This window comes from Sphingobium sp. CECT 9361 (assembly GCF_918741285.1).
Lineage (GTDB): Bacteria > Pseudomonadota > Alphaproteobacteria > Sphingomonadales > Sphingomonadaceae > Sphingobium.
Map to the genome: position 1 here is coordinate 89652 of NZ_CAKKNC010000006.1, position 24166 is coordinate 113817.

At 59.6% G+C, this 24166-nt stretch carries 21 protein-coding genes; 6 read left to right on the top strand and 15 right to left on the bottom strand.

Annotated features, from left to right (window positions below; all coding sequences use genetic code 11):
- Nucleotides 1-41: 41 nt before the first annotated feature.
- The 3 genes from pyrH to rpsB all read right to left on the bottom strand — a co-directional run bounded on the left by pyrH (nt 42) and on the right by rpsB (nt 2902).
- Nucleotides 42-767: a UMP kinase gene (gene pyrH / locus LQ220_RS10855; RefSeq protein ID WP_230188309.1), complete on the bottom strand. Its 726-nt coding sequence runs from the start codon at nt 765-767 to the stop codon at nt 42-44.
- Nucleotides 768-982: 215 nt separating this feature from the next.
- Nucleotides 983-1909, bottom strand: coding sequence for a translation elongation factor Ts (gene tsf, locus LQ220_RS10860; RefSeq protein ID WP_230188310.1), 927 nt, complete (start codon nt 1907-1909; stop codon nt 983-985).
- Nucleotides 1910-2113: 204 nt separating this feature from the next.
- Entirely contained in the window at nt 2114-2902 is a 789-nt protein-coding gene (gene rpsB, locus LQ220_RS10865; RefSeq protein ID WP_230188311.1) for a 30S ribosomal protein S2, read from the bottom strand.
- Nucleotides 2903-3162: 260 nt separating this feature from the next.
- On the opposite strand from rpsB, the gene LQ220_RS10870 reads away from it, so the two are divergent.
- Nucleotides 3163-3387: a hypothetical protein gene (locus LQ220_RS10870; RefSeq protein WP_230188312.1), complete on the top strand. Its 225-nt coding sequence runs from the start codon at nt 3163-3165 to the stop codon at nt 3385-3387.
- Between the two features lie 68 nt (nt 3388-3455).
- Here the strand turns inward: LQ220_RS10870 and LQ220_RS10875 are convergent, their stop codons facing one another.
- Together LQ220_RS10875 and LQ220_RS10880 are read right to left on the bottom strand one after the other, a co-directional pair.
- Complete coding sequence (locus LQ220_RS10875) at nt 3456-4184, bottom strand: phosphatidylcholine/phosphatidylserine synthase (RefSeq protein WP_230188313.1); 729 nt, start codon at nt 4182-4184, stop codon at nt 3456-3458.
- Between the two features lie 53 nt (nt 4185-4237).
- Complete coding sequence (locus LQ220_RS10880; protein WP_230188314.1) at nt 4238-4972, bottom strand: phosphatidylserine decarboxylase; 735 nt, start codon at nt 4970-4972, stop codon at nt 4238-4240.
- A 171-nt stretch (nt 4973-5143) separates the two neighbouring features.
- On the opposite strand from LQ220_RS10880, the gene LQ220_RS10885 reads away from it, so the two are divergent.
- The 3 genes from LQ220_RS10885 (at nt 5144) to LQ220_RS10895 (ending at nt 9901) form a co-directional block, all read left to right on the top strand.
- Nucleotides 5144-6364, top strand: a complete 1221-nt coding sequence (locus LQ220_RS10885) for an NADP-dependent isocitrate dehydrogenase (protein WP_230188315.1) — start codon at nt 5144-5146, stop codon at nt 6362-6364.
- A gap of 86 nt (nt 6365-6450) precedes the next feature.
- A complete protein-coding gene (locus LQ220_RS10890) occupies nt 6451-8064 on the top strand; it encodes a carbon-nitrogen hydrolase family protein (protein ID WP_230188316.1) in 1614 nt (537 codons plus the stop codon).
- A 64-nt stretch (nt 8065-8128) separates the two neighbouring features.
- The gene (locus tag LQ220_RS10895; protein WP_230188317.1) at nt 8129-9901 is read left to right on the top strand and encodes a cation:proton antiporter; all 1773 of its coding nucleotides are present in this window, start codon (nt 8129-8131) and stop codon (nt 9899-9901) included.
- A gap of 12 nt (nt 9902-9913) precedes the next feature.
- On the opposite strand, the gene LQ220_RS10900 is transcribed toward LQ220_RS10895, so the two are convergent.
- The 10 genes from LQ220_RS10900 to dapA form a co-directional block, all read right to left on the bottom strand.
- On the bottom strand, nt 9914-10324 hold the full coding sequence (locus tag LQ220_RS10900) for a VOC family protein (protein ID WP_230188318.1): 411 nt from the start codon (nt 10322-10324) through the stop codon (nt 9914-9916).
- Nucleotides 10325-10335: 11 nt separating this feature from the next.
- Nucleotides 10336-12993, bottom strand: coding sequence for an alanine--tRNA ligase (gene alaS, locus LQ220_RS10905; RefSeq protein WP_230188319.1), 2658 nt, complete (start codon nt 12991-12993; stop codon nt 10336-10338).
- A gap of 87 nt (nt 12994-13080) precedes the next feature.
- Nucleotides 13081-14349 carry a Xaa-Pro peptidase family protein gene (locus tag LQ220_RS10910; protein ID WP_230188320.1) on the bottom strand — a complete coding sequence of 423 codons (1269 nt, stop codon included), beginning with the start codon at nt 14347-14349 and terminating at the stop codon, nt 13081-13083.
- Nucleotides 14336-14962, bottom strand: coding sequence for a glutathione S-transferase (locus LQ220_RS10915; protein WP_230188321.1), 627 nt, complete (start codon nt 14960-14962; stop codon nt 14336-14338). Before LQ220_RS10915 ends, LQ220_RS10910 begins: the two co-directional genes overlap by 14 nt.
- Nucleotides 14963-15171: 209 nt before the next feature.
- Complete coding sequence (gene recA / locus LQ220_RS10920; RefSeq protein ID WP_281822753.1) at nt 15172-16272, bottom strand: recombinase RecA; 1101 nt, start codon at nt 16270-16272, stop codon at nt 15172-15174.
- 133 nt (nt 16273-16405) lie between these two features.
- The gene (locus LQ220_RS10925) at nt 16406-16789 is read right to left on the bottom strand and encodes a response regulator (protein ID WP_230188322.1); all 384 of its coding nucleotides are present in this window, start codon (nt 16787-16789) and stop codon (nt 16406-16408) included.
- 113 nt (nt 16790-16902) lie between these two features.
- The gene (locus LQ220_RS10930) at nt 16903-19311 is read right to left on the bottom strand and encodes an ATP-binding protein (protein ID WP_230188418.1); all 2409 of its coding nucleotides are present in this window, start codon (nt 19309-19311) and stop codon (nt 16903-16905) included.
- A gap of 91 nt (nt 19312-19402) precedes the next feature.
- A complete protein-coding gene (locus tag LQ220_RS10935) occupies nt 19403-19993 on the bottom strand; it encodes a DUF2062 domain-containing protein (RefSeq protein ID WP_230188323.1) in 591 nt (196 codons plus the stop codon).
- A gap of 1 nt (nt 19994) precedes the next feature.
- A complete protein-coding gene (smpB, locus tag LQ220_RS10940; RefSeq protein WP_230188324.1) occupies nt 19995-20477 on the bottom strand; it encodes an SsrA-binding protein SmpB in 483 nt (160 codons plus the stop codon).
- A 56-nt stretch (nt 20478-20533) separates the two neighbouring features.
- Nucleotides 20534-21412 carry a 4-hydroxy-tetrahydrodipicolinate synthase gene (gene dapA / locus LQ220_RS10945; protein ID WP_230188325.1) on the bottom strand — a complete coding sequence of 293 codons (879 nt, stop codon included), beginning with the start codon at nt 21410-21412 and terminating at the stop codon, nt 20534-20536.
- A gap of 98 nt (nt 21413-21510) precedes the next feature.
- On the opposite strand from dapA, the gene LQ220_RS10950 reads away from it, so the two are divergent.
- Nucleotides 21511-23613, top strand: a complete 2103-nt coding sequence (locus tag LQ220_RS10950) for a lytic transglycosylase domain-containing protein (RefSeq protein WP_230188326.1) — start codon at nt 21511-21513, stop codon at nt 23611-23613.
- Nucleotides 23614-23660: 47 nt separating this feature from the next.
- A complete protein-coding gene (gene greB / locus LQ220_RS10955) occupies nt 23661-24149 on the top strand; it encodes a transcription elongation factor GreB (protein WP_230188327.1) in 489 nt (162 codons plus the stop codon).
- Nucleotides 24150-24166: the final 17 nt, after the last annotated feature.

Consider the following 24166-nt stretch of genomic DNA (forward strand, 5'->3'; position numbering starts at 1 on the left):
TTAAACACACAAATCAGAGTGATTGGTCCGATATCATCGGATCAATCACTCTGAGCTTGGACAACGGTCGCCACGCCTTCGCCTGCCAACACCTTTGCAAGGTTGCCGGTTTCGCGAATGTTGAAGACGACGATCGGAATATTGTTTTCGCGGCACAGCGCAATCGCGCTGGCGTCCATGACTTTCAGATGATCGTTCAACACCTTGTCGAAAGTCACTGTTTCATAACGGGTCGCGGTCGCCACCTTCTTGGGATCGGCATCGTAGACGCCATCGACGCTGGTCCCCTTGAACAGCGCATCGCAGCCCATTTCGGCGGCGCGCAGCGCAGCGGCAGTGTCGGTGGTAAAGAACGGATTGCCGGTGCCGGCGGCGAAGATCACGATCCGCCCCTTTTCCAGATGCCGTTCCGCCTTGCGCCGGATATAGGGTTCGCAAACGCTGGCCATCGGAATGGCTGACTGGACACGGGTGTCATGCCCCATGCGCTCCAGCGCGTTCTGCACGGCGAGCGCGTTCATCACCGTGGCGAGCATACCCATATAATCGGCGCTGGTCCGGTCGAAGCCCTTGGCCGCAGCCGCAAGGCCACGGAAGATGTTACCGCCACCCACGACGACGCACAGTTCATATCCGGTGGCACTCGCCGCGGCGATTTCGCCCGCAACGCGGTCCACGGTTTCCGGGTCGATGCCGAACTGGCCCGACCCCATCAATACTTCGCCCGAAAGCTTGAGCAGGATGCGCTTGAAGGCTGGCCGAGTCATGCGGGGCGGTTATCCTGTCTGATCATGGAAATGGCGCGCACCTTAGGGAGTGCGCGCCATGATGTGAAGCGGGGTTTTGGTGTTTAGAGCGGTGCTAAAAACCGCTCACTTAACTAACCCACCAAACCCGTTCGGTTCGAGCCTGTCCTGAGCGCCTGCCCTGGCAGGCAGTCGAAGGGCTGCTCGAAACGAACGGATATGGGTATGGCGGTCGCTCAGACCCCAGCGGCCGCCGCAACTTCTGCTGCGAAGTCGCTGACTTCCTTTTCGATGCCTTCGCCAAGCTGGAAGCGGACATAGCCCTTCAGCGTGATCGACTTGCCTGCATCCTTTGCGGCCTTGGCAACGACGTCGGCGACCGGCGTCTTGTTGTCCATGACGAACAACTGGCTGAGCAGCGCATTTTCCTTGGCGTACTTTGCCACCGCACCGTCGACCATCTTGGCGACGATTTCAGCAGGCTTGCCCGATTCGGATGCCTTTTCCGCAGCGATCGAACGCTCACGCTCCAGCAATGCCGGATCGATATCGGACGCAGCAAGTGCCAGCGGGAAGGCAGCGGCGATGTGCATCGCGATCTGCTTGCCCAGCGGCTCCAGAACGTCGGTCGGCGCATCGCCTTCCAGTGCGACCAGAACGCCGATCTTGCCGAGACCCGGCGCAGCAGCGTTATGCACGTAAGGAACGACAACGCCCTGATCGACCGACAGATGCGCCAGACGACGCAGCGTCTGGTTTTCACCGATGGTAGCGATGTTCGCGACCAGCTTTTCCGAAACGCTGCCACCGGTGGGATAAGCAGCGTTCGCAAGCGTTTCCGCGTCGGCGGCCTGCGTGTCGAGCGCGATCTGCGCCACGTTACGCACGAACTCCTGGAATTGGTCGTTCTTCGCGACGAAATCGGTTTCGCTGTTCACTTCAACGGCAACGCCCTTGGTCCCGGCGACGACAACGCCGACCAGACCTTCAGCAGCGGTGCGGCTGGACTTCTTCTGCGCAGCGGCCAGACCCTTGGCACGCAGCCAATCGGATGCTGCTTCGATATCGCCATTGGATTCGGTCAGCGCCTTCTTGCAGTCCATCATGCCCGCGCCCGAACGGTCGCGCAGTTCCTTGACAGTGGCGGCGGTAATCTCGGCCATCGTGATTTCCTTTATTCTATTTCAAATGTGCGGGAGGGCGCGATCCCTTGCGGAAGAACGCGCCCTTTACCCTGCAAAGTTTTCAGTTTGGAGTACCCGATCCCTCCCCGTTCGCCCTGAGCTTGTCGAAGGGCCGTCCTTCCTAAAAAGAACAAGGCTTCGACACGCTCAGCCCGAACGGTTTTGGTCGATGTACCCAGCCTGTCAGGCGTCGGTGGCGGTTGCCTCTGCCGGAGCGACTTCGATAGCCGCTTCTTCAGGAAGCGGTTCGTCCATCGCGCCCAGGTCAACGCCCGAAGCCTGCACGGCGCCACGGTTGCCCTTGGTCGCTGCGGCAGCGATTGCATCGCAGTACAAGCGGATGGCGCGGCTTGCGTCATCGTTTGCGGGAACGGGGAACGCGATGCCGTCGGGCGATACGTTCGAATCGAGGATCGCAACAACCGGAATACCCAGCGTGTTGGCTTCCTTGATCGCCAGTTCTTCCTTGCCTGCGTCGATCACGAACATCACGTCAGGAATGCCGCCCATGTCGCGGATGCCGCCCAGCGACATTTCCAGCTTTTCGCGCTCGCGCGTCATCTGGAGCACTTCCTTCTTGGTCAGGCCGTGGGTGTCACCCGACAGCTTTTCCTCAAGGGTCTTGAGACGCTTGATCGAACCTGAAATGGTCTTCCAGTTGGTGAGCATACCGCCCAGCCAGCGATGGTTGACGAAGTGCTGGCCCGAACGGCGTGCGGCTTCTGCGATGGGATCTTGTGCCTGACGCTTGGTGCCGACGAACAGCACCTTGCCGCCATTGGCAACGCTGGCCGACACGAAGTCGAGTGCGCGGGCGAAGAGCGGAACAGTCTGCGAAAGGTCGAGAATGTGGATGCCGTTGCGGTCGCCGAAGATGTACGGCTTCATGCGCGGATTCCAGCGGTGAGTCTGGTGGCCAAAGTGCGCGCCAGCTTCGATCAATTGCTGCATCGAGACGACAGGTGCCGCCATAATAGTTCTCCTTACCGGTTAGACCTCTGGGAATCAGTGACCTTTTGGATCCTCTCAAAGAGGCCGTCCGGCACCGGGATGTGCGATTCCCATGTGGATTGGAGCGCGGCCTTTATCGGCCTTGTCCTCGCAATGCAAGGCTTGACAAGTGCAGCAGGATAGAACAAATAGTGAACATCGGGAACAAATGGCGGTTTCGGGCGGTTTGCGAAGATAAGTCCGGTGAGCCGTGCCTGCGGTCAGATGGAAGGGTCAGTACGATGTTTGGTATGATTGCTGCTTTCGTGTTCGTTACGGGTTTTGCCTTTGCCATCGGCGTGATCGCCTGGATGTTCGCCCATTATCAGGAAAAGATCGTGGCTGCCCTTCTGGTAGAGCCGATGCCGCAAACGGTCCGCGTCTATAATGTGCGGATCAGCCGCCCCCGCGTCCGCCCTGTTCAGACGGCGCGGGCCAACCCGACCCGCACTGCTTTGGCCGCCTGAAAATCAAACAGCGAGGCGGCCCTGCCTTATCGCATACGGGCGACCTTAGAGAAGTTATAGCGCCCGCGTCAGGTTACGGAAGGCGGCACATCCTTCGACCGCAGCACCTTGCCATAGCTGGCAATGCCGAACGGGATAAGCGCCACATACAATAGGCTGATCGCCAGCAGCGTATGCCACGGCACCGTCATCAACAGTGCAGCGAGCAGTCCCGCAACGAGTATTGCTTCCATCCGGATCGTCTTACGCAGACGCAAGGACGACCAACTGAACGTCGCGACATTGGATATCATGAGAAACGCAATGAACGCCGTCCACGGAGCGACAACATACCAGGCGCGGAATATGTCGAGCCCGGTCACGAACCAGAGATACAACGGCACGAACGTCAGCCCCGCTCCCGCTGGCGCGGGAACGCCGGTCAGGAACCCGGCCGACTTATGCGGCTGAACATCCGCGTCGATATTGGCATTGAACCGCGCCAGCCGAAGCGCACAGGACAAGGCATGGGCCAGAGCGAATATCCAGCCGATCTTCGGCATGGTCTGCAACGACCAGAGATAAAGGATGAGCGTAGGCGCGACGCCAAAGGCGATCACGTCGGACAGCGAGTCCAGCTCCGCGCCGAACCGGCTTTCCCCGCGCAACAGCCGCGCTATGCGTCCGTCCAGTCCGTCCAGAACACCGGCCAGCACGATGCACGCCACCGAACGCTCCCAATCGCCGGCAATGCCATAGCGCACCCCAGTCAGACCGAAGCACAAAGCCATCGCTGTAACCGCGTTGGGTGCCAGCATCCGCAAGGTGATGCCACGTCGCAGTCCGCGGGGAATGGCGCGCCGCCTTTGCCTCACTGCAGCACGCCCGTCAGTATCTGCTTCTCGCCAATCTTGGCGATCACGGTTTCACCCGCAACCGTCCGCTGCCCCAGTACCACGCGTGGTACGGTTCCGGCGGGAAGATACAGATCGACGCGGCTGCCAAAGCGGATCAGGCCGATGCGCTGGCCCGCGGCTACGATATCGCCCGGCTTCACGAACGGCACGATGCGGCGCGCTACCAGACCGGCAATCTGCGTAAACCCGATTCGCACGCCGTCCGATCGCTCGACCAATATGTGCTGCCGCTCATTATCTTCACTGGCTTTGTCGAGATCGGCGTTCAGGAACTTGCCGGAGATATACACGACGTTCTTGATCGTCCCGCCAATGGGCGTGCGGTTGATGTGGACATCGAACACGCTCATGAACATCGACACACGGATCATCGGCGCATCGCCCAAACCGTCCGGCCCGGCCATTTCGCGCGGCGGCGTGACGTTCTGGATCAGTGTCACCAGCCCATCGGCTGGCGCGACCAGCAAACTCTCATCCTGCGGCGTCGCGCGAATGGGATCGCGGAAAAACGTCAATACCCAGATGGTTACGATCACCATCAGCCAGCCGATGGTTTCCCATCCCACGACGAAGAACAGCCCCGTTATCGCAGCCGCAATTGCGCCGAACTTGCGACCTTCGGGATGCACGGCGGGGAACCGCCATTTGATGCCGCCGCCCGTAGCGACCGTGAATTCGTTGTTTTCCATTGGCTCGTCTTAGGGAGTGAGATTGCTACTGACAACGCTCGAAACCCGGAGCGTTTCCGTTCAGGTTGCAAAGCGGCAAAATCCCCAACCCGACAGTTGAACATTTTGGCCGCTTTCCCTAGACGCAATCGCAACTTCCTATCCCCAGTGCACAGAAAGCGAAGCAGACGCATGGCGAAGATCAAAGTCAAAAATCCGATAGTCGAACTCGACGGCGACGAGATGACGCGCATCATCTGGGAATGGATTCGCGAACGCCTGATCAAGCCTTATCTCGACATTGACCTCAAATATTACGACCTGTCCGTTCAGAAGCGCGACGAAACTAACGACCAGATCACGGTCGACAGCGCCAAGGCGATCCAGCAGTACGGCGTCGGCGTGAAGTGCGCAACGATCACCCCCGACGAACAACGCGTCGAGGAATTCGGCCTCAAGAAAATGTGGAAGTCGCCCAACGGCACGATCCGCAACATTCTGGGCGGTGTGGTGTTCCGCGAACCCATCGTCATCAAGAACGTACCGCGCCTCGTCCCCGGCTGGACCGATCCGATTGTCGTCGGACGTCATGCTTTTGGCGACCAGTATAAGGCCACCGACTTCCGTGTCCCAGGTCCCGGCAAGCTGCGCCTCGTCTGGGAAGGCGACAATGGCGAGAAGATCGACGAGGAAGTGTTCCAGTTCCCAAGCGCGGGTGTCGCCATGGGTATGTACAATCTGGACGATTCGATCCGCGATTTTGCCAGGGCGAGTATGAACTATGCGCTCGACCGCAAATGGCCGCTGTATCTTTCGACCAAGAACACCATCCTGAAGGCCTATGACGGCCGCTTCAAGGATCTGTTCCAGGAAGTGTTCGACGCCGATTTCGCTGCCAAGTTCAAGGAAGCAGGCATCGTTTACGAACATCGTCTGATCGACGACATGGTTGCTTCCGCGCTCAAGTGGAGCGGCAAGTTCGTGTGGGCGTGCAAGAATTACGACGGCGACGTGCAGTCGGACACAGTGGCACAGGGCTTCGGATCGCTCGGCCTCATGACTTCGGTGCTGATGTCGCCCGACGGCAAGACCATCGAAGCAGAAGCTGCGCATGGCACCGTCACGCGCCACTATCGCATGCATGAACAGGGCAAGGCCACGTCGACCAACCCTATCGCGTCGATCTTCGCATGGACGCAGGGCCTCTCGTTCCGCGGCAAGTTCGACGACACACCGGACGTCACGCGCTTTGCTGAAACCCTGGAGCGGGTGTGCATCGAAACCGTCGAAAGCGGCAAGATGACCAAGGATCTTGCCCTGCTGATCGGCCCCAATCAGGCGTGGATGACGACGGAGCAGTTCTTCGAAGCGATCCGTGCCAATCTGGAAACGGAAATGGCTAGCTGGAAATAAGTCGGAACCGAAATGACCGGTTGAATGTTCGGCTCCATTGACGGGTATCCCTGTCGATGGGGCCGAATTTCTTTCAAGGATAGTAGATGACAACCGCGGCACGCAAACGCCTGGAAATCCGTAATGCCGCGCCGACCGATGTGCGGGCGATCCAGCGGCTGATCGAGCGCGCTTACCCTGGCATGCCAGGCTATTCCCCTGCCACTATCCGGGGCCAGATCAACAACTTCACCGAAGGCTGCTTCGTCGCACTGTATGACAACAAGGTCGTGGGCTATTGCGCGACGATGCGCGTCAGCAAGGCGATGGCGTTTTCCCCGCACGACTGGGAAGAAATCACCGCCAACGGTTTCGGCACCCGGCACAGCGCGGCGGGAGAGTGGCTATACGGTTATGAGATGGCCGTCGATCCGCGCCAGCGCGGCCTACGCATCGGTCAGCGACTATATGATGAGCGCAAGGAACTGGCCGAGCAGCTCGATCTGCATGGCATCGTGATTGCCGGGCGCCTGCCGGGTTACGCCCGCGCCAAGCGCCGCATCGGAACACCGCAGGATTATCTGGAGGGTGTGATTGCCGGCAAGCTGCGCGATCCGGTCCTTAGCTTTCAGCTCAAGAACCAGTTCGAGCCGATTGGCGTTCTGGAAAACTATCTGCCCGAAGATAAGGCGTCGGATGGCAACGCCGCGCATATGGTCTGGCGCAATCCCTATGTAGATCCGGACGAAGCACCCGAAATGCGCGTCCCGCGCGGCGTCGAAAGCGTGCGTCTGGCGACATGCCAGTTACAAGCGCGTGCCGTTGCCGATTTTGACGAGTTCATCCGCAATATCGAATATTTCGTGGATGTTGCAGCGGATTATCGGTCTGACTTCATCATCTTTCCCGAGTTATTCACACTGCCGCTGCTCTCGTTCGAAACGAAGAAGCTATCTCCCATGGAGGCGATCGACCGGCTGACCAATTATACGCCGCGACTGACCAAGGAACTGGCGCGCATGGCGCTGGAGTATAATGTCAACATCATCGGCGGATCGCACCCCACCCGCACCGACGATGATGACGTACAGAATGTCGCCTATGTCGCGTTACGCGACGGGTCCGTGCATTCGCAGGAAAAGATCCACCCTACTCCCAACGAAGCCTTCTGGTGGAATATCAAGGGCGGAGATTCGCTGGACGTCATCCAGACCGACTGCGGACCAATCGGCGTGCTGATCTGCTACGATAGCGAATTTCCAGAGCTTGCCCGCCGCCTGGTCGATCAGGGTGCGCGGATGATCTTTGTCCCCTTCTGCACGGACAGCCGTTCCGGCTATATGCGGGTGCGGTACTGCGCGCAGGCGCGGGCAATCGAGAACCAGTGTTACGTCATCATGTCCGGCAACGTCGGCAATTTGCCGAATGTTGACAACATGGACATTCAGTACGCCCAAAGCTGCATATTGACGCCCTGCGACTTGCCCTTTGCGCGCGACGGCATTGCAGCGGAAGCGAGCGAGAATGTCGAGACGCTGACCATTGCCGACGTCAATCTTGCCGACTTAAGCTGGGCGCGCGCGGAAGGGACCGTCCGCAACCTGCGCGACCGCCGCTTCGATCTGTATCATATCGAATGGGATAATAATGTCGGACAGGGCCATGCGCCGAGCGGCGGCCCTGTTCCTGCAGGCGGCCACAACTCCCCCGGCGGCGGTTGATAAAAAGCGTGCATTTGGGCCAATAGGGCGCTGACAAACACGCATTCCGGTGCATAAGGGGAAAATGGCAGCGGAATTCAATCATACCGGCCTTAGCGACGCTTTGGTCATCCTGGGCGCAGCGGGTCTCGTAATCCCCGGCTTCGCCCGTTTTCGCATAAGCCCAGTCATCGGCTTCATTCTCGTCGGTTTGGCCGTAGGCCCGGCCGGCCTCGGATCGTTGATCGATCAATATCCCTGGCTGTACTACATCACCATTTCCGATCCGAAGGCGATTGCCCCCTTTGCGGAACTTGGGATCATCCTGCTCCTGTTCTCCATCGGGCTTGAACTGAGTTTCAAGCGATTGTGGACGATGCGCACCCAAGTGTTCGGGGTCGGCGCTGCCGAACTACTCATAAGCGCCGCCATAATCGGCGTCGCGCTCTATCTGATCGGGCAGGGAATCGGAGGCGCCGTAGGCCTCGGCCTTGCGCTTGCACTTTCCTCGACGGCGCTGGTGTTACCAATGGTGGGTACGCAGACTGCCGTCGGACGATCCGCATTTGCCATGCTCCTGTTCGAAGATTTGGCACTGGTGCCGATCATCTTCCTGCTTGGCGCGCTCGCCCCCACGGCCAGCGAAGCGGGATGGGTCGGCCTGGTCGATACACTCGTTAAAGGCGGCGTCACCATCGTGGTGATGCTGGTGCTTGGGCGTTTCACCCTGCCACACATCTTCAGCCAGGCAGCGCGCACCAAGAGCCCCGAAGTGTTTCTGGCTGCCAGCCTGCTGGTCGTGATCATTTCCAGCCTCGCGACTGCGCTCGTGGGTCTATCGCCGATCGTTGGGGCATTGCTTGCGGGCATATTGATCGCCGAAACCGATTACCATGGCGAAGTCGAAGTGATGACCGCCCCGTTCAAGGGATTGGCGCTCGGCGTCTTCCTCATCACTGTGGGGATGAGCCTGGACCTGCGCGTTATCGCCGCAAACTGGTCGATCCTGTTGCTTGCCGTAGTCGGCGTGGTGATCGCGAAAACGATCGTCACAACACTACTGCTGCGCTTTTCAGGCGTCAGCAGAGGCGTGTCGCTGGAAGTCGGCGTGCTCATGTCCAGCCCTTCGGAAACCACCCTGATCGTGCTGACCGCGGCATCGGCGGCGCAACTCATTCTGCCTTCAACGGCAGCTTTCTGGCAGATCGTGACGGCAATCGGCCTAACCATCACGCCCTTGCTGGCCCGGATAGGCCACGACATTGCCCGGCGACTGGAACTCGCTGGATCGGAAGAGCCCACTCCGCTGGGTGAGGAAGGCGCACAACCGGCAGCGGTGGTCATCGGCTTCGGCCGTGTGGGGCACATGGTATGCGATCTGTTAAAGTTGCATAATCAGCCTTTCATCGCCGTGGAATCGGACGCGGACGTCGTCGCGACGGCACGCCGCAATGGCTATCCGATCCTGTTTGGCGATGTGTCCCGCGCCGAAATGCTCGATAAATTACGCCTCGGCCATGCGCGCGCGTTGATCCTGACGATGGACGATCCGGTGTTATCGGTGCGCGTTACGCGACGAGTGCGCGGTTGGGTGCCCGATTTGCCGATCATCGCCCGTGCACGCGATACCGATCATGCAGCAGAGTTATACAAGGCCGGCGCGAGCGACGCCGTGCCGGAGACACTCGAAAGCTCATTGCAACTTGCCGAGACGGCGCTGGTCGACCTGGGCGTTGCGATGGGACCGGTCATCGCCTCGATCCATCAGATGCGCGAAGATCTGCGCGAGGGGATCAAGGAAGCGGCGGACATGGATAAGGCGCCCAAGCTCAGGAAATTGCGCGCCGAAGATGCGTAACTATCGACGTGTCTATTCTAGCATCCCATATGGCTCAATGTGCTGAATAAGATCCAGTCGGTTACCATAAAGATCTTCAAAAACGGCCACCGTGCCATAATTCTCGTACCGGGGCTCTTCAACACAACGGACCCCACGCTCCAGATAAGCTGCGTAATCCTTCTTGAAATCATCGGTATTCAAAAAGAGAAAAACCCGACCGCCCGTCTGATTTCCAACGTAGGCCGCCTGTCTTTCCGTTTCAGCTTTTGCCAGCAAAATACACCCCGCCCTACTTCCCGCCGGAGCGACCACAACCCAGCGCTTTTGCGGCGAGAGGACGTTATCCAACCGCACTTCAAAGCCCAGTTTCTCTACGTAAAACTGAATCGCTTCATCGTAATCATGGACTAGCAACGCGGTGAGAAAAAGTTGTTGGGTCATAGTGCGTCAAATTACTCAGGCACCGCCGCCAAAGTCGCCTTGACCGCGTCAAGCGCTGCTGCCGCCTTGTCCCCTTCCGGACCGCCGCCCTGTGCCATGTCCGGACGACCACCGCCGCCCTTTCCACCCAGTGCTTCGACACCCGCACGGACAAGATCGACCGCGCTGATGCTGCCCGATAAATCGTCAGTTACACCCACGGCTATCGTTGCGCGACCATCGACTACGGCGACGATGGCCGACACGCCGCTGCCCAGCGTTGCTTTGTTTTGGTCGACCAGTCCGCGCAATTCCTTGGGATCCAGCCCCTGAATAACCTGTCCCATGAAAGCGATAGTACCGACCTGTTCCGGCCCGGCAGGCGCCGAAGCACCACCACCTCCGCCAAGCGCCAGGGCTTTTTTCGCGTCAGCCAGTTCGCGTTCCAGCTTGCGGCTTTGCTCTACGAGAGCCGCGATGCGCGCAGGCACGTCGTCTGGCGCAGTGCGGAGCGTTGCCGCCGCTTGCTTCAGACGATCGTCACGATCGATCAGCCAGAGGCGCGCCGCTTCGCCCGTCAATGCTTCGATACGGCGAATACCGCTGGAAACGGCGCTTTCCGATACGATCTTGAACAGGGCGATGTCGCCCGTTGCGCGGACATGCGTGCCGCCACATAACTCGACCGAATAATGCAGGTCGTCGCCCTTCCCCATGGAAAGAACGCGGACTTCATCGCCATATTTCTCACCGAAGAGTGCCATAGCGCCCGCCGCGACAGCGTCGTCAGGGGTCATGAGGCGGGTGGTCACTTCTTCGTTATGCCGGATTTGCGCATTCACATCTGCTTCAATCTGGGCGATCTGCGCCAAGGTCAGTGCTTCGGGATGCGAGAAGTCGAACCGGAGGCGATCCGGCGCGACCATGCTGCCCTTCTGGGTAACGTGCGTCCCCAGGCGATGACGCAATGCGGCGTGCAGCAGATGCGTGGCGCTATGGTTCGCGCGGACTTTGTCCCGGTGTACGGCATCGACCGACAGCGCAACGGTATCGCCGACCTTCACACGACCAGCGTCGATGTGCGCATGGTGGGCATGCAGCCGTCCCAGCGGCTTTGACGTATCGCTCACCGTTGCGGCGAAGCCCTCGCTGCCGGTGATGCTTCCGGTATCGCCGTTCTGTCCGCCGCTTTCGCCATAGAACGGTGTCTGGTTGGTGAGGATGACCACGCTATCGCCGCATGTCGCGCTATCGACTTTCGCGCCGTCCTTGATCAGCGCAACGACTTGCGCTTCGCCTTGCGTCGAAATGTAGCCGGTAAATTCGGTGCCGCCTTCGGTGTCGGCGATGTCGTACCAGATGTCGTCAGACGCCTTGTCACCCGACCCCTTCCATGCGGCACGAGCAGCGGCCTTCTGTTCCGCCATCGCGGCATCGAACCCGGCACGATCGACGCCAAGCCCCTGCGAACGCAGCGCGTCCTCAGTCAGATCATAAGGGAAACCATAAGTATCATAGAGCTTGAACGCTGTTTCACCCGGCAAGGTGTCGCCTTCGCCCATCGCGGATGTCGCGTCATCCAGTAGGCGCAGACCGTTTTCCAGCGTCTTTCGGAAGCGCGTTTCCTCACGAAGCAGCGTTTCCTCGATTAGTGACTGGGCGCGCACCAGTTCAGGGTAAGCGCTGCCCATTTCACTGACCAGACCACCGACCAGCCGATGCATAAGCGGGTCTTTCGAACCGATGATATGCGCGTGACGCATTGCGCGCCGCATGATCCGTCGCAGCACATAGCCGCGCCCTTCATTGGCGGGCAGAACACCGTCAGCGATCAGAAAACCCGATGAGCGCAAATGGTCGGCAATGACGCGATGGCTGGATTTATGATCGCCGTCCGTCGCGGTGCGGCTGATCGCGCCACTTTCAGCGATCAGGGCCTTGAAGGTGTCGGTATCGTAGTTGTCATGCACGCCTTGCATCACTGCAGCGATCCGCTCCAGTCCCATGCCGGTGTCGATGCTGGGCTTGGGCAAGTCGCTGACGATCTCGTCCGCCTCTTGCAAATGTTGCATGAAGACCAGGTTCCAGATTTCCACGAAACGGTCGCCATCTTCCTCCGGCGATCCCGGCGGGCCGCCCCAGATATGATCGCCATGATCATAGAAGATCTCCGAACATGGTCCGCAGGGACCATCCGAGCCCATCGCCCAGAAATTGTCCTTGGTCGCGATGCGGATGATCCGCTCTTCGGGCAGGCCCGCGACCTTACGCCACAGGTCGAATGCCTGATCGTCGGTGTGATAGACTGTCGCGGTCAAACGATTGGGGTCCAAGCCCCATTCCTTGGTCAGCAGCGTCCAGGCGTGGGTGATCGCCTGTTCCTTGAAATAATCCCCGAAGCTGAAATTACCCAGCATTTCAAAGAAGGTATGGTGCCGCGCGGTGTAGCCGACATTGTCGAGATCGTTATGCTTGCCACCCGCGCGCACGCATTTCTGGCTGGACGTCGCGGTGGAATAGGGCCGCTTTTCAAGGCCGGTAAAAACATTCTTGAACGGCACCATGCCCGCATTGACGAACATCAGCGTCGGATCGTTATGCGGCACCAGCGGTGCCGATGCGACGGGTGTATGTCCAGCCTGCGCGAAATAATCGAGGAAGGAGCGGCGGATGTCGTTGGTCGATGTCATGCGCTCGACTTAGAGGGTCGGCGCAGCGTTCTCAAGGGGCGATAAAGCGTGGAATGTGCAACTGCTCGTGAGGGGTCGGTTCAAGCTCTATCCCAACGGGGCGTCAATCGACGTGGGCGGCTGTGAAAACCACTTTGGTCCGGTAGCGGTCATGTGAAAGCAATCCTCCATGCGGACACCGAAATGGCCGGGGAGATAGAGGCCCGGCTCATTCGAAAAGCACATGCCTTCCTCCAGTCTCGTGGTTTCGCCGCGAACGAGATTGACGGGCTCATGGCCCTCCATGCCGATGCCATGGCCGGTTCGGTGCGACAGGCCGGGAAGCGCATAATCCGGGCCATAGCCAAGCGAGGTATAATAAGCCCGAACAGCGTCGTCGACAGCGCCGGCGGGTGCACCTAAACGCGCCGCGGAGAAAGCGACTTGCTGGCCTTTTGCGACCTGATTCCACACCCGGCGCTGTTCGGGCGTCGGGTCTGCACCGTGTACGAAAGTGCGGGAAATGTCGGATTGATAGCCCTGCACCGTGCAGCCGCAGTCCATCAGGACAATCGCGCCGGGGGTGACGACCTGAGGTTTGCCGCTGCCATGCGGATAGGCGGCCGCTTCACCGATCAATACCAGCGCGAACTCCGGGTCACCGCCCAGCACGCGGGTCGCGCTAGTCATTAGCGCGCCGATATCCAAGGGGGTCATGCCGACACGAATGCGCGGAACAGTCCAGCTATAGGCGGCGACGGTGACATCCGACGCCGCCTGCATCAGCGCGATTTCGGCTGGCGTCTTGCGCATCCGGCAACCGCGCACCACAGGATTGGCGGAAACAAGCGTCGCGCCCGGAAGCGCGGTGCGCAACCCATCGAAGGCGAAGAAGCGGGCGGTTTCCTCGATGCCGATCCTCGCTTTATTCAGGCCACGCTCGGTCAGAAAAGCCGACACCTGCAAAAGCGGATTTTCATGTTCCTGCCACACGCGTATGTCCGCTGGGATGGCCAGCGATTCAGCGACCGAAGGCTTTTCGAAGAAAGGCGTGACGATAATGGGCGAGCCTTCCGCCGGGATTACCGCAGCAGTCAGCCTTTCGCTGCGATGCCACTGCACGCCGGTGAAATAGACGAGGCTGGCGCCCGGCTCGATGAGGACAGCGCCGATATCGTTGGCCCGCATCAGGCTTTGCGCGCGGGCGATTCGTGCCGCCCGCTCCTGTTTGGATATTGGCGCGATGCCTGTGGTGAGTGATTTGAGGTCAGCTATTGCTTCATTCTGGGCGAACAGGCCGCGCGGAAAGCCCAGCGCAAGCGCACTAGTGGCGAAGGCGACGCCCTTCAGCAGAGCCCGACGGTCAGGCGTAGGCATAGGGACCGCCAGCCGTTAGCGCGGCCTGATAGGCCGGGCGGGCATGCATTTTGTCCAACCAGGCAATCAGATGGGGGCGCGACGCATCGAGGCCGGCCCGAGAGCGGGATGCTTCGAGCGGGAAGCTCATCATGATGTCGGCAGCGGTGAAGTCTGCACCGGCGAAATAGGGACGGGTCGTCAGTTCGCTCTCCAGCCAGTCAAGATGCGTATCCATCATGCCATGCACCGTCTTGCGGGCAGGTCGACCGAGCAAACCGAGGCGTTGGATAACCAGCAGGGCCATAAGCGGGGGCATCATCGACCCTTCTGCATAATGAAGGAAATGGCGATAGCGTAAAGCCTCAGCCGGAGCGGGGGGCGCACCAAGCCGATTACGTGCCTTTGAGACGATATATTCGACGATCGCACCGGTCTCCGCGACAACCATACCATCGTCTTCGATGACCGGGGATTTGCCGAGCGGGTGCACCGCCTTGAGCTCCGGCGGTGCCAGCATGGTCTTTGGATTGCGAGCATAACGCTTGACGCTGTACGGGAGCGAGAGTTCCTCCAGCAGCCAGAGGATACGCTGCGAACGGCTGTTCTCAAGATGGTGGACGATGATGCTCATGGGATCTCCTTGCCTCGAGGCTAGCAGAGTTTGCCTGTCGAGAAAGCCATGAAACAAACCACATGTTCCCCCCACAAATCATAATCAGGGCATAACGATAAAAGGCCCGCCAGCGTTCTCACGCAGCGGGCCTTTTCGGATCGTGAAGCGGCAGGCGAACGCGCATCAGCGAAGGATGCCGGGTGTACGGGCCCGGCAGTCCGGATCGCTTATGCGTCGTCGTCCTCCGCTTCGTCGGGTTCGGGTCCGGTCATCATGCCTTCGGCGACCTTTTCGGTCTTGGCGCGGATCGCCTTTTCCAGCTTGTCGGCAAGTTCGGGGTTTTCTTTGAGAAAATTCTTCGAATTTTCGCGCCCCTGCCCGATGCGGACAGAGTCATAGGAGAACCATGCACCCGATTTCTCGACGATGCCCGCCTTGACGCCCAGGTCGAGAATTTCACCGATCTTTGAAATGCCTTCGCCATACATGATGTCGAATTCGACTTGCTTGAACGGCGGAGCGACTTTGTTCTTCACCACCTTCACGCGGGTAGCGTTGCCGACGATATCGTCGCGATCCTTGATCTGGCCGGTGCGACGAATGTCGAGACGCACCGAGGCATAGAATTTGAGCGCATTACCGCCGGTCGTGGTTTCCGGATTACCGTACATCACGCCAATTTTCATGCGAAGCTGATTGATGAAGATCACCATGCAGCGCGAACGGCTGATCGAGCCCGTCAGTTTGCGCAGCGATTGCGACATCAGACGCGCTTGCAGGCCGACATGGCTGTCGCCCATTTCACCTTCGATTTCCGCGCGCGGCACCAATGCCGCCACCGAATCGACGACCAGCACATCGATGGCATTCGAGCGCACCAGTGTATCGACGATTTCCAGCGCCTGCTCACCCGTATCGGGCTGCGACACAATCAACTCATCGATGTTTACGCCCAGCTTCCTAGCATAAACCGGATCGAGCGCATGTTCGGCGTCCACAAAGGCAGCCGTACCGCCGCCCTTCTGCGCTTCGGCGATGACATGCAACGCCAATGTGGTCTTGCCCGAGCTTTCCGGCCCGTAAATTTCGATGACGCGACCGCGCGGCAGTCCGCCCACGCCCAAGGCGATATCGAGGCCAAGGCTGCCCGTCGAAATAGATTCGACTTGCATGGTTTCCTTCGAGCCAAGCCGCATGGCCGAGCCCTTGCCAAAAGCGCGGTCAATCTGCGCAAGTGCGGCATCCAGTGCCTTCTGCCGGTCCAGTCCAGTTTTATCCATGGTCCCCGTCTTTTTGTCGGAATCGATCAATTTGAGCATTGCCGTCATCACATGGTCCCCTGTCAAGCAGCCCGATCGAAAACGGGACGAGCCTATTGGCGGAAAGATGCGCCTACATCCGGCGCCTGACCATCATGTATCGCATTTGTTCTCATAGAACAAGAGGGGAACACCATTTTCGTTACGCAGCAGCAGAGCCTTCGGTCCCAGGCGTATTCAAAATCTTTTCCAGCGCGCGTTCCACCGCACCGATGGTGAACGGCTTGGCGAGAGTGGGGCGATTAATGAAGCTAGACGGCACATCGTCCGAACTGCCGCCCGTCGCGAAAAGAAACGGGATGTTCCGACCTGCCAGCTCTTCGGCAACCGGCCAGGATTTCTCACCTTGTAAATTGCAATCCAAAATGGCGGCGTCAAATCCACCGTTGGCCACCAGCGCCGATGCTTCCGCTACGGTGGATGCTACGCCATGCACCGCATAGCCCAGCGTCTCCAAGAAATCCTCAAGCATCATGCTGATCATAGCTTCATCTTCGACAACTAAGATAGATTTGCTTACAGTCATGAGCTTCCACGATTATTGAAGCGCAATCGGCGTTTCGATTGCGAAAGGACATGAGTTCGCTACCGTATCGAACCGCACTTGCCTAGTTTAATCCTCTTAATCTGAAGCAAGGCTCAGACGGACGGAGCAACTTCCTGTGTCTTTTTGGCGGGCGCATAAGCGACCAAAGTATCGCGCGCGGCTTCCGCCAACTGGCTGACGGAAAATGGTTTCGGCAGGAAATTGACATTAGCGATATCGATCGACTTGCGCAGTTGTTCCTCGGCATAACCCGACATGAACAATACCGGCAATGTAGGATGCGTCTGACGTGCCTGCGTGACCATGGTAGGTCCATCCATATTGGGCATCACCACATCGGAAATCAGCAGGTCGATATGCCCGCCCGATGCCGTGGTGGTTGCCAGCATCTCCAGACCCAACTCGCCATCCGACGCCGTGAGGACGGTGTAACCCTGCCGGGTCAACGCGCGCTCAGCGACCGTGCGAACCATATCTTCATCTTCGACCAGAAGGATCGTGCCGGTGCCCCACACTTCGCTGCGCTTGTCGGCAGAGCGGGTTTTTTCGGGCGCAGGCGTCTTGCCGACGGAAGCGTAAACGGGGAGGTAGATGACAAAGCTTGCCCCCTGCCCCGGCTCGGACTCCGCGAAGATGAAACCGCCCGATTGTTTGACGATACCGTAAACGGTGGAAAGGCCAAGGCCCGTGCCTTTACCGACATCCTTGGTCGTGAAGAAGGGTTCGAAGATTTTGGATAAAAGGTCGGGCGCAATGCCGACGCCGGTGTCGGATACGCGCAACGCTGTATAATCGCTGACCGGCAGTACTTCATGCCGCATGTCGCGGACCTTGGCGGCGGGCACGGCATAGGTCTGGATATTGACGACCCCGCCCTGCGGCATGGCATCGCGCGCATTGACCGCGAGGTTGACGATCACTTGCTCCAACTGCCCCGGATCGGCGCGCACGGCACCCAGATTGCGACCATGGCTGACCGACAGTTTCACCTTCTCGCCAAGCAGACGGTTAAGGAGATTGGAAACGTCCGCGACAATATCGGGCAATTGCAGCACCTGGGGACGCAACGTCTGCTGGCGGGAAAAGGCGAGCAACTGCCGCGTCAATCCGGCGGCACGATTGCTGTTCGATTTGATCTGCTGAATATCGTCATAATCGCTGTCGCCGGGCGTGTGCCGCATCAGCATGAGATCGCAATGGCCGATAATAGCGGTCAATATGTTGTTGAAATCATGCGCAACGCCGCCCGCCAACTGCCCAATCGCCTGCATCTTGGTGGCCTGCGCAACCTGACGTTTGAGCTTACTCTCTTCGCTATTGTCCTTGAGGCTGAGCAACACCGCCGCTTCGCCCAGACCGCGCACGCCAGCAAGGCTGAGCGCCACCGGTTCGTCTGGCTGCACGCGCATCCGCACCGCAATGTCTCCGGACATCTGCGGCCCCACGGCAAAGCGGCGCACCGAGTCGGCCACCGCTGCCTGATCTTCTCGCACCACCAGGTCGCCGGGGTAGGTCGGCTTTTCCCCCGGTTCCAAGCCCACGGCGCGAGAAAAAGCGTTGTTGAGAAACAGCACGCGCCCGTCGCGATCCGCCATTGCCAGACCGAAGGGTAAAAGCGACAGCAATGTTTCGATGTAGGAAAGCGCGGATGTACCATCCATGCTGCCGCCCTGCTCGTCGAGCATGAGGATGAGCATCGGCCCTTCGACATCGCCACGACGCAACGGAACCTGCAACAAACGGATGGGGAGTGCGCTACGTTCTTCCCGTGCGAAGAATACACGTCCCTTTTCATCGATACGCAGGTAGCTGGCGAAGTCGCGCCCGGTTATGTTGGCGTCGATCCTCCCGGCTGCGCGCAAGAGAAACGCGCCATTCGCGGCGCGGACGCGGCCTTCGCCGCCGATCATGACCGCCATGACGCCAGCTTCGGTCAACTGTCGCCCCGCTTCACCGGTCAGCATACGGTTGAAATCGTCGAGGACGCTGACCTGTCGCACGGGGGTAAAGCGCCACAGCAAATAATCTTCAGACCGGCCCGTTCGCGCCACGTCGGCGTCGAGGCGCAACGCGCCGCGCCCGATGCCCGATGCCTTCCCCTCGCCGTCGGACCAAGCGGCACGACCCGCCGCCGTCAACCGTTCGGCATCCGTGGGATCGAGCGGCAGACCAGGGGGTGTGGGAAAGCCAGGAAACCACTCGCCGAACAGGTCACTGGCGCACACCAGCCGACCCGATCGATCGGTAACGGCAATCGCCATGCTGGACGCATCCGCCGCCGCGCGCGCCACTGTCCAGTCGGGGATCGCGTCGAGGTCGAGCACTTCTTTTGGAAAAAGCTGTGTGAACCAGTATCCAAGCGCTGCAACCGCAATCAACGCTGCGGCAAAGCCCGCCGCCAGCGCGATCTGCCCGACTGCGAAGTAGATCAATCCGGCACAAGCAAGCGCCGCGACGATGAGCATCGGCAAGAGCGCGCGCATGGGGGGTGGCGCGGCCATGGCGATGATCTCGTTTTTCTGCGATGTGCCTTGCGCCGCCATGACGGGGCGTTCTCCCCTGCAACCTGAAATCCACGTCAGGCAGCGCGGGTTAGACGGCTGCCGTTTCTTCCATTGAACCGCTTTCGTGGCAGTTGCCAATCCTCAATTTGCGCGCCTGCCATTTGCGGCCCATACGAACGCGCCAGAAACCTATAGCGATCAAATAGCCGACAAGCGCCGCCCCCATGGAAATCAGGAACAGGCCGAACAGCATAGCGGGAGCCGCTTCTGAAAACAGCCAGCCCATCCACTCACGCATACCGGCATGATGGTGGATCAACGCCATAAAACCCGATGCGTCGGCGCTGCGCCCCAGCATGAAATTGCCGATATATACTGAAGCCCACAGGAGGAAGGGCGTCGTCGCCGGATTGCTGAGGAACGTCATTGCCGCCGCTACCGGGATATTGGCCCTTACTGGCAAAGCGAGCAGCGCCGCGCCGGCGATCTGAATGCCGGGGATCAGCAGGAAAATGCCGACGAACAACCCCAAAGCGACGCCCCGCGGTACGGAGCGCCGGGTAAATCGCCACAAGGAAGGTTCAAGCACCCGATGCGCAACCGGCGCGACGAAGCGATTATGCTCCAGGGACTCGCGGGTCGGCGCGTTCGCATGCCACCATCGGGTCAACCTGCTCATATCAGCCGCGCTCTTTCATGATGCGCGCCGCGTCTCGCTTCCAGTCGCGATCCTTGATGACTTCACGCTTGTCATGGAGCTTCTTGCCCTTGGCGATCGCCAGCTCGACCTTCGCACGGCCCTTGCTGTTGAAATAGACCATCAATGGCACGATCGTCATGCCCTGCCGCTCCACGGCGGTGTGCATCTTCGTGATCTCACGCTCGTGCAGCAGTAACTTGCGCGGGCGTTTCGGCTCATGGTTTTCGCGGTTACCGTGGCTATATTCCGGGATGTTGCTGTTCACCAGAAAGACCTGATTGCCTTTAACCTCTGCATAGCTTTCGGCGATGGAGCCCTCACCCCCGCGCAATGCCTTCACTTCGGTTCCTTGCAAGGCAATGCCTGCCTCGAACACGTCCTCGATAAAGAATTCAAAGCGCGCGCGCCGGTTCTCGGCGACGATCTTCTTCTTGTCGAATGTTTCAGGACGGGGACGGGCCATGATTTCCTATTATATGCGTGACGACATGTCATAGCGATATGGTGTGTAAGAGCAGGTCAAACCAGCCCGGCAATTTCAAGAGCGCGATCGACCGCCGCGCGGCTGGATTCCGACGGCCATGTAATCGGCAGGCGCACATCGGTCGGCATATCGGGTCGAACGCGCGACAATGCATATTTGATCGGGCCGGGTGAAGCATCGCTGAACAACGCATCATGAAGCGGGTACAGCCGGTCCTGCACGGCAAGGGCCGCTTTCCAGTCGCCTGACGCGCAAGCGGCCTGAAAATCAGCGCACTGGCGCGGCGCAACATTCGCTGTCACCGATATGCAGCCTACGCCACCCATCGCATTGAATCCCAAAGCTGTTTCGTCGTTGCCGGAAAGCTGACAGAAATCGGAACCGCAGGCGAGACGCTGCGCGCTCACTCGCCCCAGATTTCCGGTAGCATCCTTAACGCCGACGACGGACTGGAACTCTTCGGCAAGGCGGAACATCACGGGGACGCCGATATCCGTGATCGTGCGGCCCGGTACATTGTAAAGGATGATCGGCAAGCTGCAGCGTTCTGCCAGATAGGCGAAATGCTGATAGACGCCATCCTGATTAGGCTTGTTGTAATATGGCGCGACGACCAACGCCGCGTCTGCACCAGCGCCCTGCGCCGCATACATATGATCCAGCGCAATGCGCGTATCGTTCGATCCGCATCCGGCGATAACCGGCACGCGCCCGGCGGCCTGATCGACGCAGATCGCGATGACGCGGTTATGCTCTTCGACCGTCATCGTCGCGCTCTCGCCGGTGGTACCGCAGGGGACCAGCGCACTGCTGCCTTCGGCAATCTGCCAATCGACGAACGCGCGAAACGCCGCTTCATCGATCGATCCGTCCCGGAAAGGCGTCACAAGAGCCGGTATCGACCCGGAGAACATGCATTATCTCCTTCAAAACGCCACCGATTAGGGGCATGATAGGTATATTGCCAGCGCAGGCACATCGTTCAGCGCCTGATAAGGAACCTGTCCCCATAATGTCCAGCATGGTCACGTCAACGTCTCAGGTCCGTAAACCCCTTATACGCTCCATTCTGGTGGCCCTTTTGTCGTCGACGGCCGTTGCCAGCGCGCAGACCGAAGCGCCTGCGCCTACGTCGATACTACCTGCCAATATGTCCGCAAGTCAGGCATCGAATCCGGTAATGGTACAACCGATACCCGGATCGAGCGGATGGAATGCCGCGCAGGCTCGTGTCGGCGTCTCGCAGGATACGCAGATCGTTGGCGCAATCAACGAATGGCGTCGCCTGCAACAAAGCGACGGACTAGGATTTTCGTCCTACGCCAGCTTCATTACCACCTACCCCGACTGGCCCGGCGAGGACCGGATGCGGCGCCTCGCCGAAACGTCGATCAATCCCAATGCCTATGAGCCAAATCAGGTCGTGGCCTTTTTTGCCCGCTTTCCGGCGCGCACGGCGGTCGGCCATGCGCGAAATGCAGTCGCCTTGTCCGCAATCGGGCGTATGGCCGAAGCGCGCGTGGCTGCGCGATCGGCATGGACCACCGGCGCATTGTCTCCAGAGGATGAAGCGCGTTTAATGTCGCTATTTGGCAGCAGCTTCACGCCTGCCGATTATGATATGCGCGCCGACGTGCTGCTATTCGCACGCGCGAACACCGGAGCCGAGCGGATCCTAGCCTATACTTCTCCGAATCGTCGTTCGGTGTTCGCGGCGCGGATCGCCCTGCAGCGAAAATCGCCTAATGCAGCGATGCAGGTGCAAACCGCCGAAGCCTATGGCGCGAGCGATCCCGGCTTCCTGACTGATAAGGCAATGTGGCTGCGCGACAGCGGCAACAGCATTGCGGCGCGAACATTGCTCGCAAACCGGCAAACGCTGCGCACATTGCCCGGCGACCCGGAGGAATGGTTCGAAACGCTGCTCACCAACGCGCGTGCGGCTGCTAACGACAGTCAGTGGAGTTTCGCCTACGCTATCGCCAGCAAAGTCGATGATGCTTATCCGGCGGGCATCTCCGTACGCGACAAGAGCATCGGCGAGCGCGACGATTATACCAGCCTCACGTGGCTGGCGGGGACGACTGCGTTCTATAATCTGGGACGACCTGCCGACGCGATTGGCATGTTTCAACGGTACGCCACGGCTGCCCGCTCCCCGCAGACAATCTCCAAGGGCTATTATTGGGCTGGCCGCGCGGCATTGGCCAGCGGTAACACTGGAGGGGCAAATAGCTTTTTTACGCAGGCCGCTGCTTATCCCGATCAATTCTACGGCCAGTTGTCGCTCGAACGGCTGGGCCGCCCGGTTCCCGCCCCTGCTGCGATGCCTCAGCCTGCAGCATTGACGAGCGCGGAACGCGCCGCCTTTGCCAGCAGAAGTGTCGTGCGCGCAGCCAAGGCACTGGGCCAGATGGGCTATTGGGAGGATCAGAGCAAATTCGTCCGCGCGATTGCCGCGAGTGCCGATGATGAAGAAAGCCATGTGCTGTCCGCAGAGCTCGCGCAGTCGCTCGGGCGCCCCGATCTGGGCGTGATGGTTGGGCGGCGCGCCGTGTCGGATGGCCTTTCGGGCTACGGCAAAGCGAGTTTCCCTAGCGTTCCGGTGCCGTCGAGTCATCAAGCGAACTGGACGATGATCCACGCAATCGCGCGACAGGAAAGCCAGTTCGACCGTGCTGCCGTCAGCCATGCCGGCGCGCGGGGACTTATGCAGTTGATGCCAGGCACGGCACGCGAGACGGCTGGAAAGATCGGCCTGAGCTACAATATGTCCGCGCTTACCACCGATCCGGGATATAATATCCAATTAGGCAGCACCTACATCCAGCAGATGCTGAACTATTACGGAGGCAGCTACCCGCTGGCGGTGGCGGCTTACAACGCGGGGCCGGGCAATGTGAACAAATGGATTCGGGCGAATGGAGACCCGCGCTTGCCCGGCGCTGACATGCTCCGCTGGATCGAGATGATCCCGATCTACGAAACGCGTAGCTATGTGCAGCGGGTGCTGGAAAACGCCGTCGTCTACGACGCGATCAATCCGGGGCAAGCGCGCTTTCGTACCAGCACTGCACCGCTAAGCCGCTACTTGGGCAAGAATACGCCCGGATAATCCGTTCCGTCATTCCCGCGCAAGCGGGAGTGACGTAGAGATATGCGATGACACTGCCCTACCCCAACTACATAACACCCCAAGGCTTTGCGGCCTTGCGCGCAGAATATGACCATTTGCTGGGTGTAGAGCGTCCCCGCATCGTCGAAGTCGTTAGCTGGGCCGCCAGCAATGGCGATCGCTCGGAAAATGGCGACTATCTATATGGCCGCAAGCGGATGCGGGAGATCGACGGGCAACTCCGTCGCCTCGCGAAGAAGATGAAGGACGCGAAGGTTGTCGATCCGAGGCAGCAGCCGGACAAGAGCCGCGTCTATTTCGGCGCGACCGTCACTATCGCAGACGAGGACGACAACCAGCGCACCATCACGATTGTCGGCAATGACGAAACCGAGACGGACAAGGGGCGCATCGGTTGGGGTGCGCCCCTTTCGCGCGCTTTACGTGGAGCGGCTGTGGGCGATCTCCGCAAGGCTATGCTGCCAGCCGGAGAGAAGGAATATGAAGTAATGGCGATTGCTTATCCTGCCGCGTAATCCACCGTGTCGTAGAT

What these genes read in the sequence shown, in the direction of transcription:
- rpsB (WP_230188311.1), bottom strand. Translation starts at nt 2,902, where the DNA reads ATGGCGGCACCTGTCGTCTCGATGCAGCAATTGATCGAAGCTGGCGCG.
- pyrH (WP_230188309.1), bottom strand. Translation starts at nt 767, where the DNA reads ATGACTCGGCCAGCCTTCAAGCGCATCCTGCTCAAGCTTTCGGGCGAA.
- smpB (WP_230188324.1), bottom strand. Translation starts at nt 20,477, where the DNA reads ATGGCCCGTCCCCGTCCTGAAACATTCGACAAGAAGAAGATCGTCGCC.
- LQ220_RS10950 (WP_230188326.1), top strand. Translation starts at nt 21,511, where the DNA reads ATGTCCAGCATGGTCACGTCAACGTCTCAGGTCCGTAAACCCCTTATA.
- LQ220_RS10915 (WP_230188321.1), bottom strand. Translation starts at nt 14,962, where the DNA reads ATGAGCATCATCGTCCACCATCTTGAGAACAGCCGTTCGCAGCGTATC.
- LQ220_RS10900 (WP_230188318.1), bottom strand. Translation starts at nt 10,324, where the DNA reads ATGACCCAACAACTTTTTCTCACCGCGTTGCTAGTCCATGATTACGAT.
- LQ220_RS10890 (WP_230188316.1), top strand. Translation starts at nt 6,451, where the DNA reads ATGACAACCGCGGCACGCAAACGCCTGGAAATCCGTAATGCCGCGCCG.
- LQ220_RS10935 (WP_230188323.1), bottom strand. Translation starts at nt 19,993, where the DNA reads ATGAGCAGGTTGACCCGATGGTGGCATGCGAACGCGCCGACCCGCGAG.
- alaS (WP_230188319.1), bottom strand. Translation starts at nt 12,993, where the DNA reads ATGACATCGACCAACGACATCCGCCGCTCCTTCCTCGATTATTTCGCG.
- LQ220_RS10875 (WP_230188313.1), bottom strand. Translation starts at nt 4,184, where the DNA reads ATGCTGGCACCCAACGCGGTTACAGCGATGGCTTTGTGCTTCGGTCTG.
- LQ220_RS10925 (WP_230188322.1), bottom strand. Translation starts at nt 16,789, where the DNA reads ATGACTGTAAGCAAATCTATCTTAGTTGTCGAAGATGAAGCTATGATC.
- LQ220_RS10885 (WP_230188315.1), top strand. Translation starts at nt 5,144, where the DNA reads ATGGCGAAGATCAAAGTCAAAAATCCGATAGTCGAACTCGACGGCGAC.
- tsf (WP_230188310.1), bottom strand. Translation starts at nt 1,909, where the DNA reads ATGGCCGAGATTACCGCCGCCACTGTCAAGGAACTGCGCGACCGTTCG.
- LQ220_RS10910 (WP_230188320.1), bottom strand. Translation starts at nt 14,349, where the DNA reads ATGCCTACGCCTGACCGTCGGGCTCTGCTGAAGGGCGTCGCCTTCGCC.
- LQ220_RS10895 (WP_230188317.1), top strand. Translation starts at nt 8,129, where the DNA reads ATGGCAGCGGAATTCAATCATACCGGCCTTAGCGACGCTTTGGTCATC.
- dapA (WP_230188325.1), bottom strand. Translation starts at nt 21,412, where the DNA reads ATGTTCTCCGGGTCGATACCGGCTCTTGTGACGCCTTTCCGGGACGGA.
- LQ220_RS10880 (WP_230188314.1), bottom strand. Translation starts at nt 4,972, where the DNA reads ATGGAAAACAACGAATTCACGGTCGCTACGGGCGGCGGCATCAAATGG.
- recA (WP_281822753.1), bottom strand. Translation starts at nt 16,272, where the DNA reads ATGACGGCAATGCTCAAATTGATCGATTCCGACAAAAAGACGGGGACC.
- LQ220_RS10930 (WP_230188418.1), bottom strand. Translation starts at nt 19,311, where the DNA reads ATGGCCGCGCCACCCCCCATGCGCGCGCTCTTGCCGATGCTCATCGTC.
- LQ220_RS10870 (WP_230188312.1), top strand. Translation starts at nt 3,163, where the DNA reads ATGTTTGGTATGATTGCTGCTTTCGTGTTCGTTACGGGTTTTGCCTTT.
- greB (WP_230188327.1), top strand. Translation starts at nt 23,661, where the DNA reads ATGACACTGCCCTACCCCAACTACATAACACCCCAAGGCTTTGCGGCC.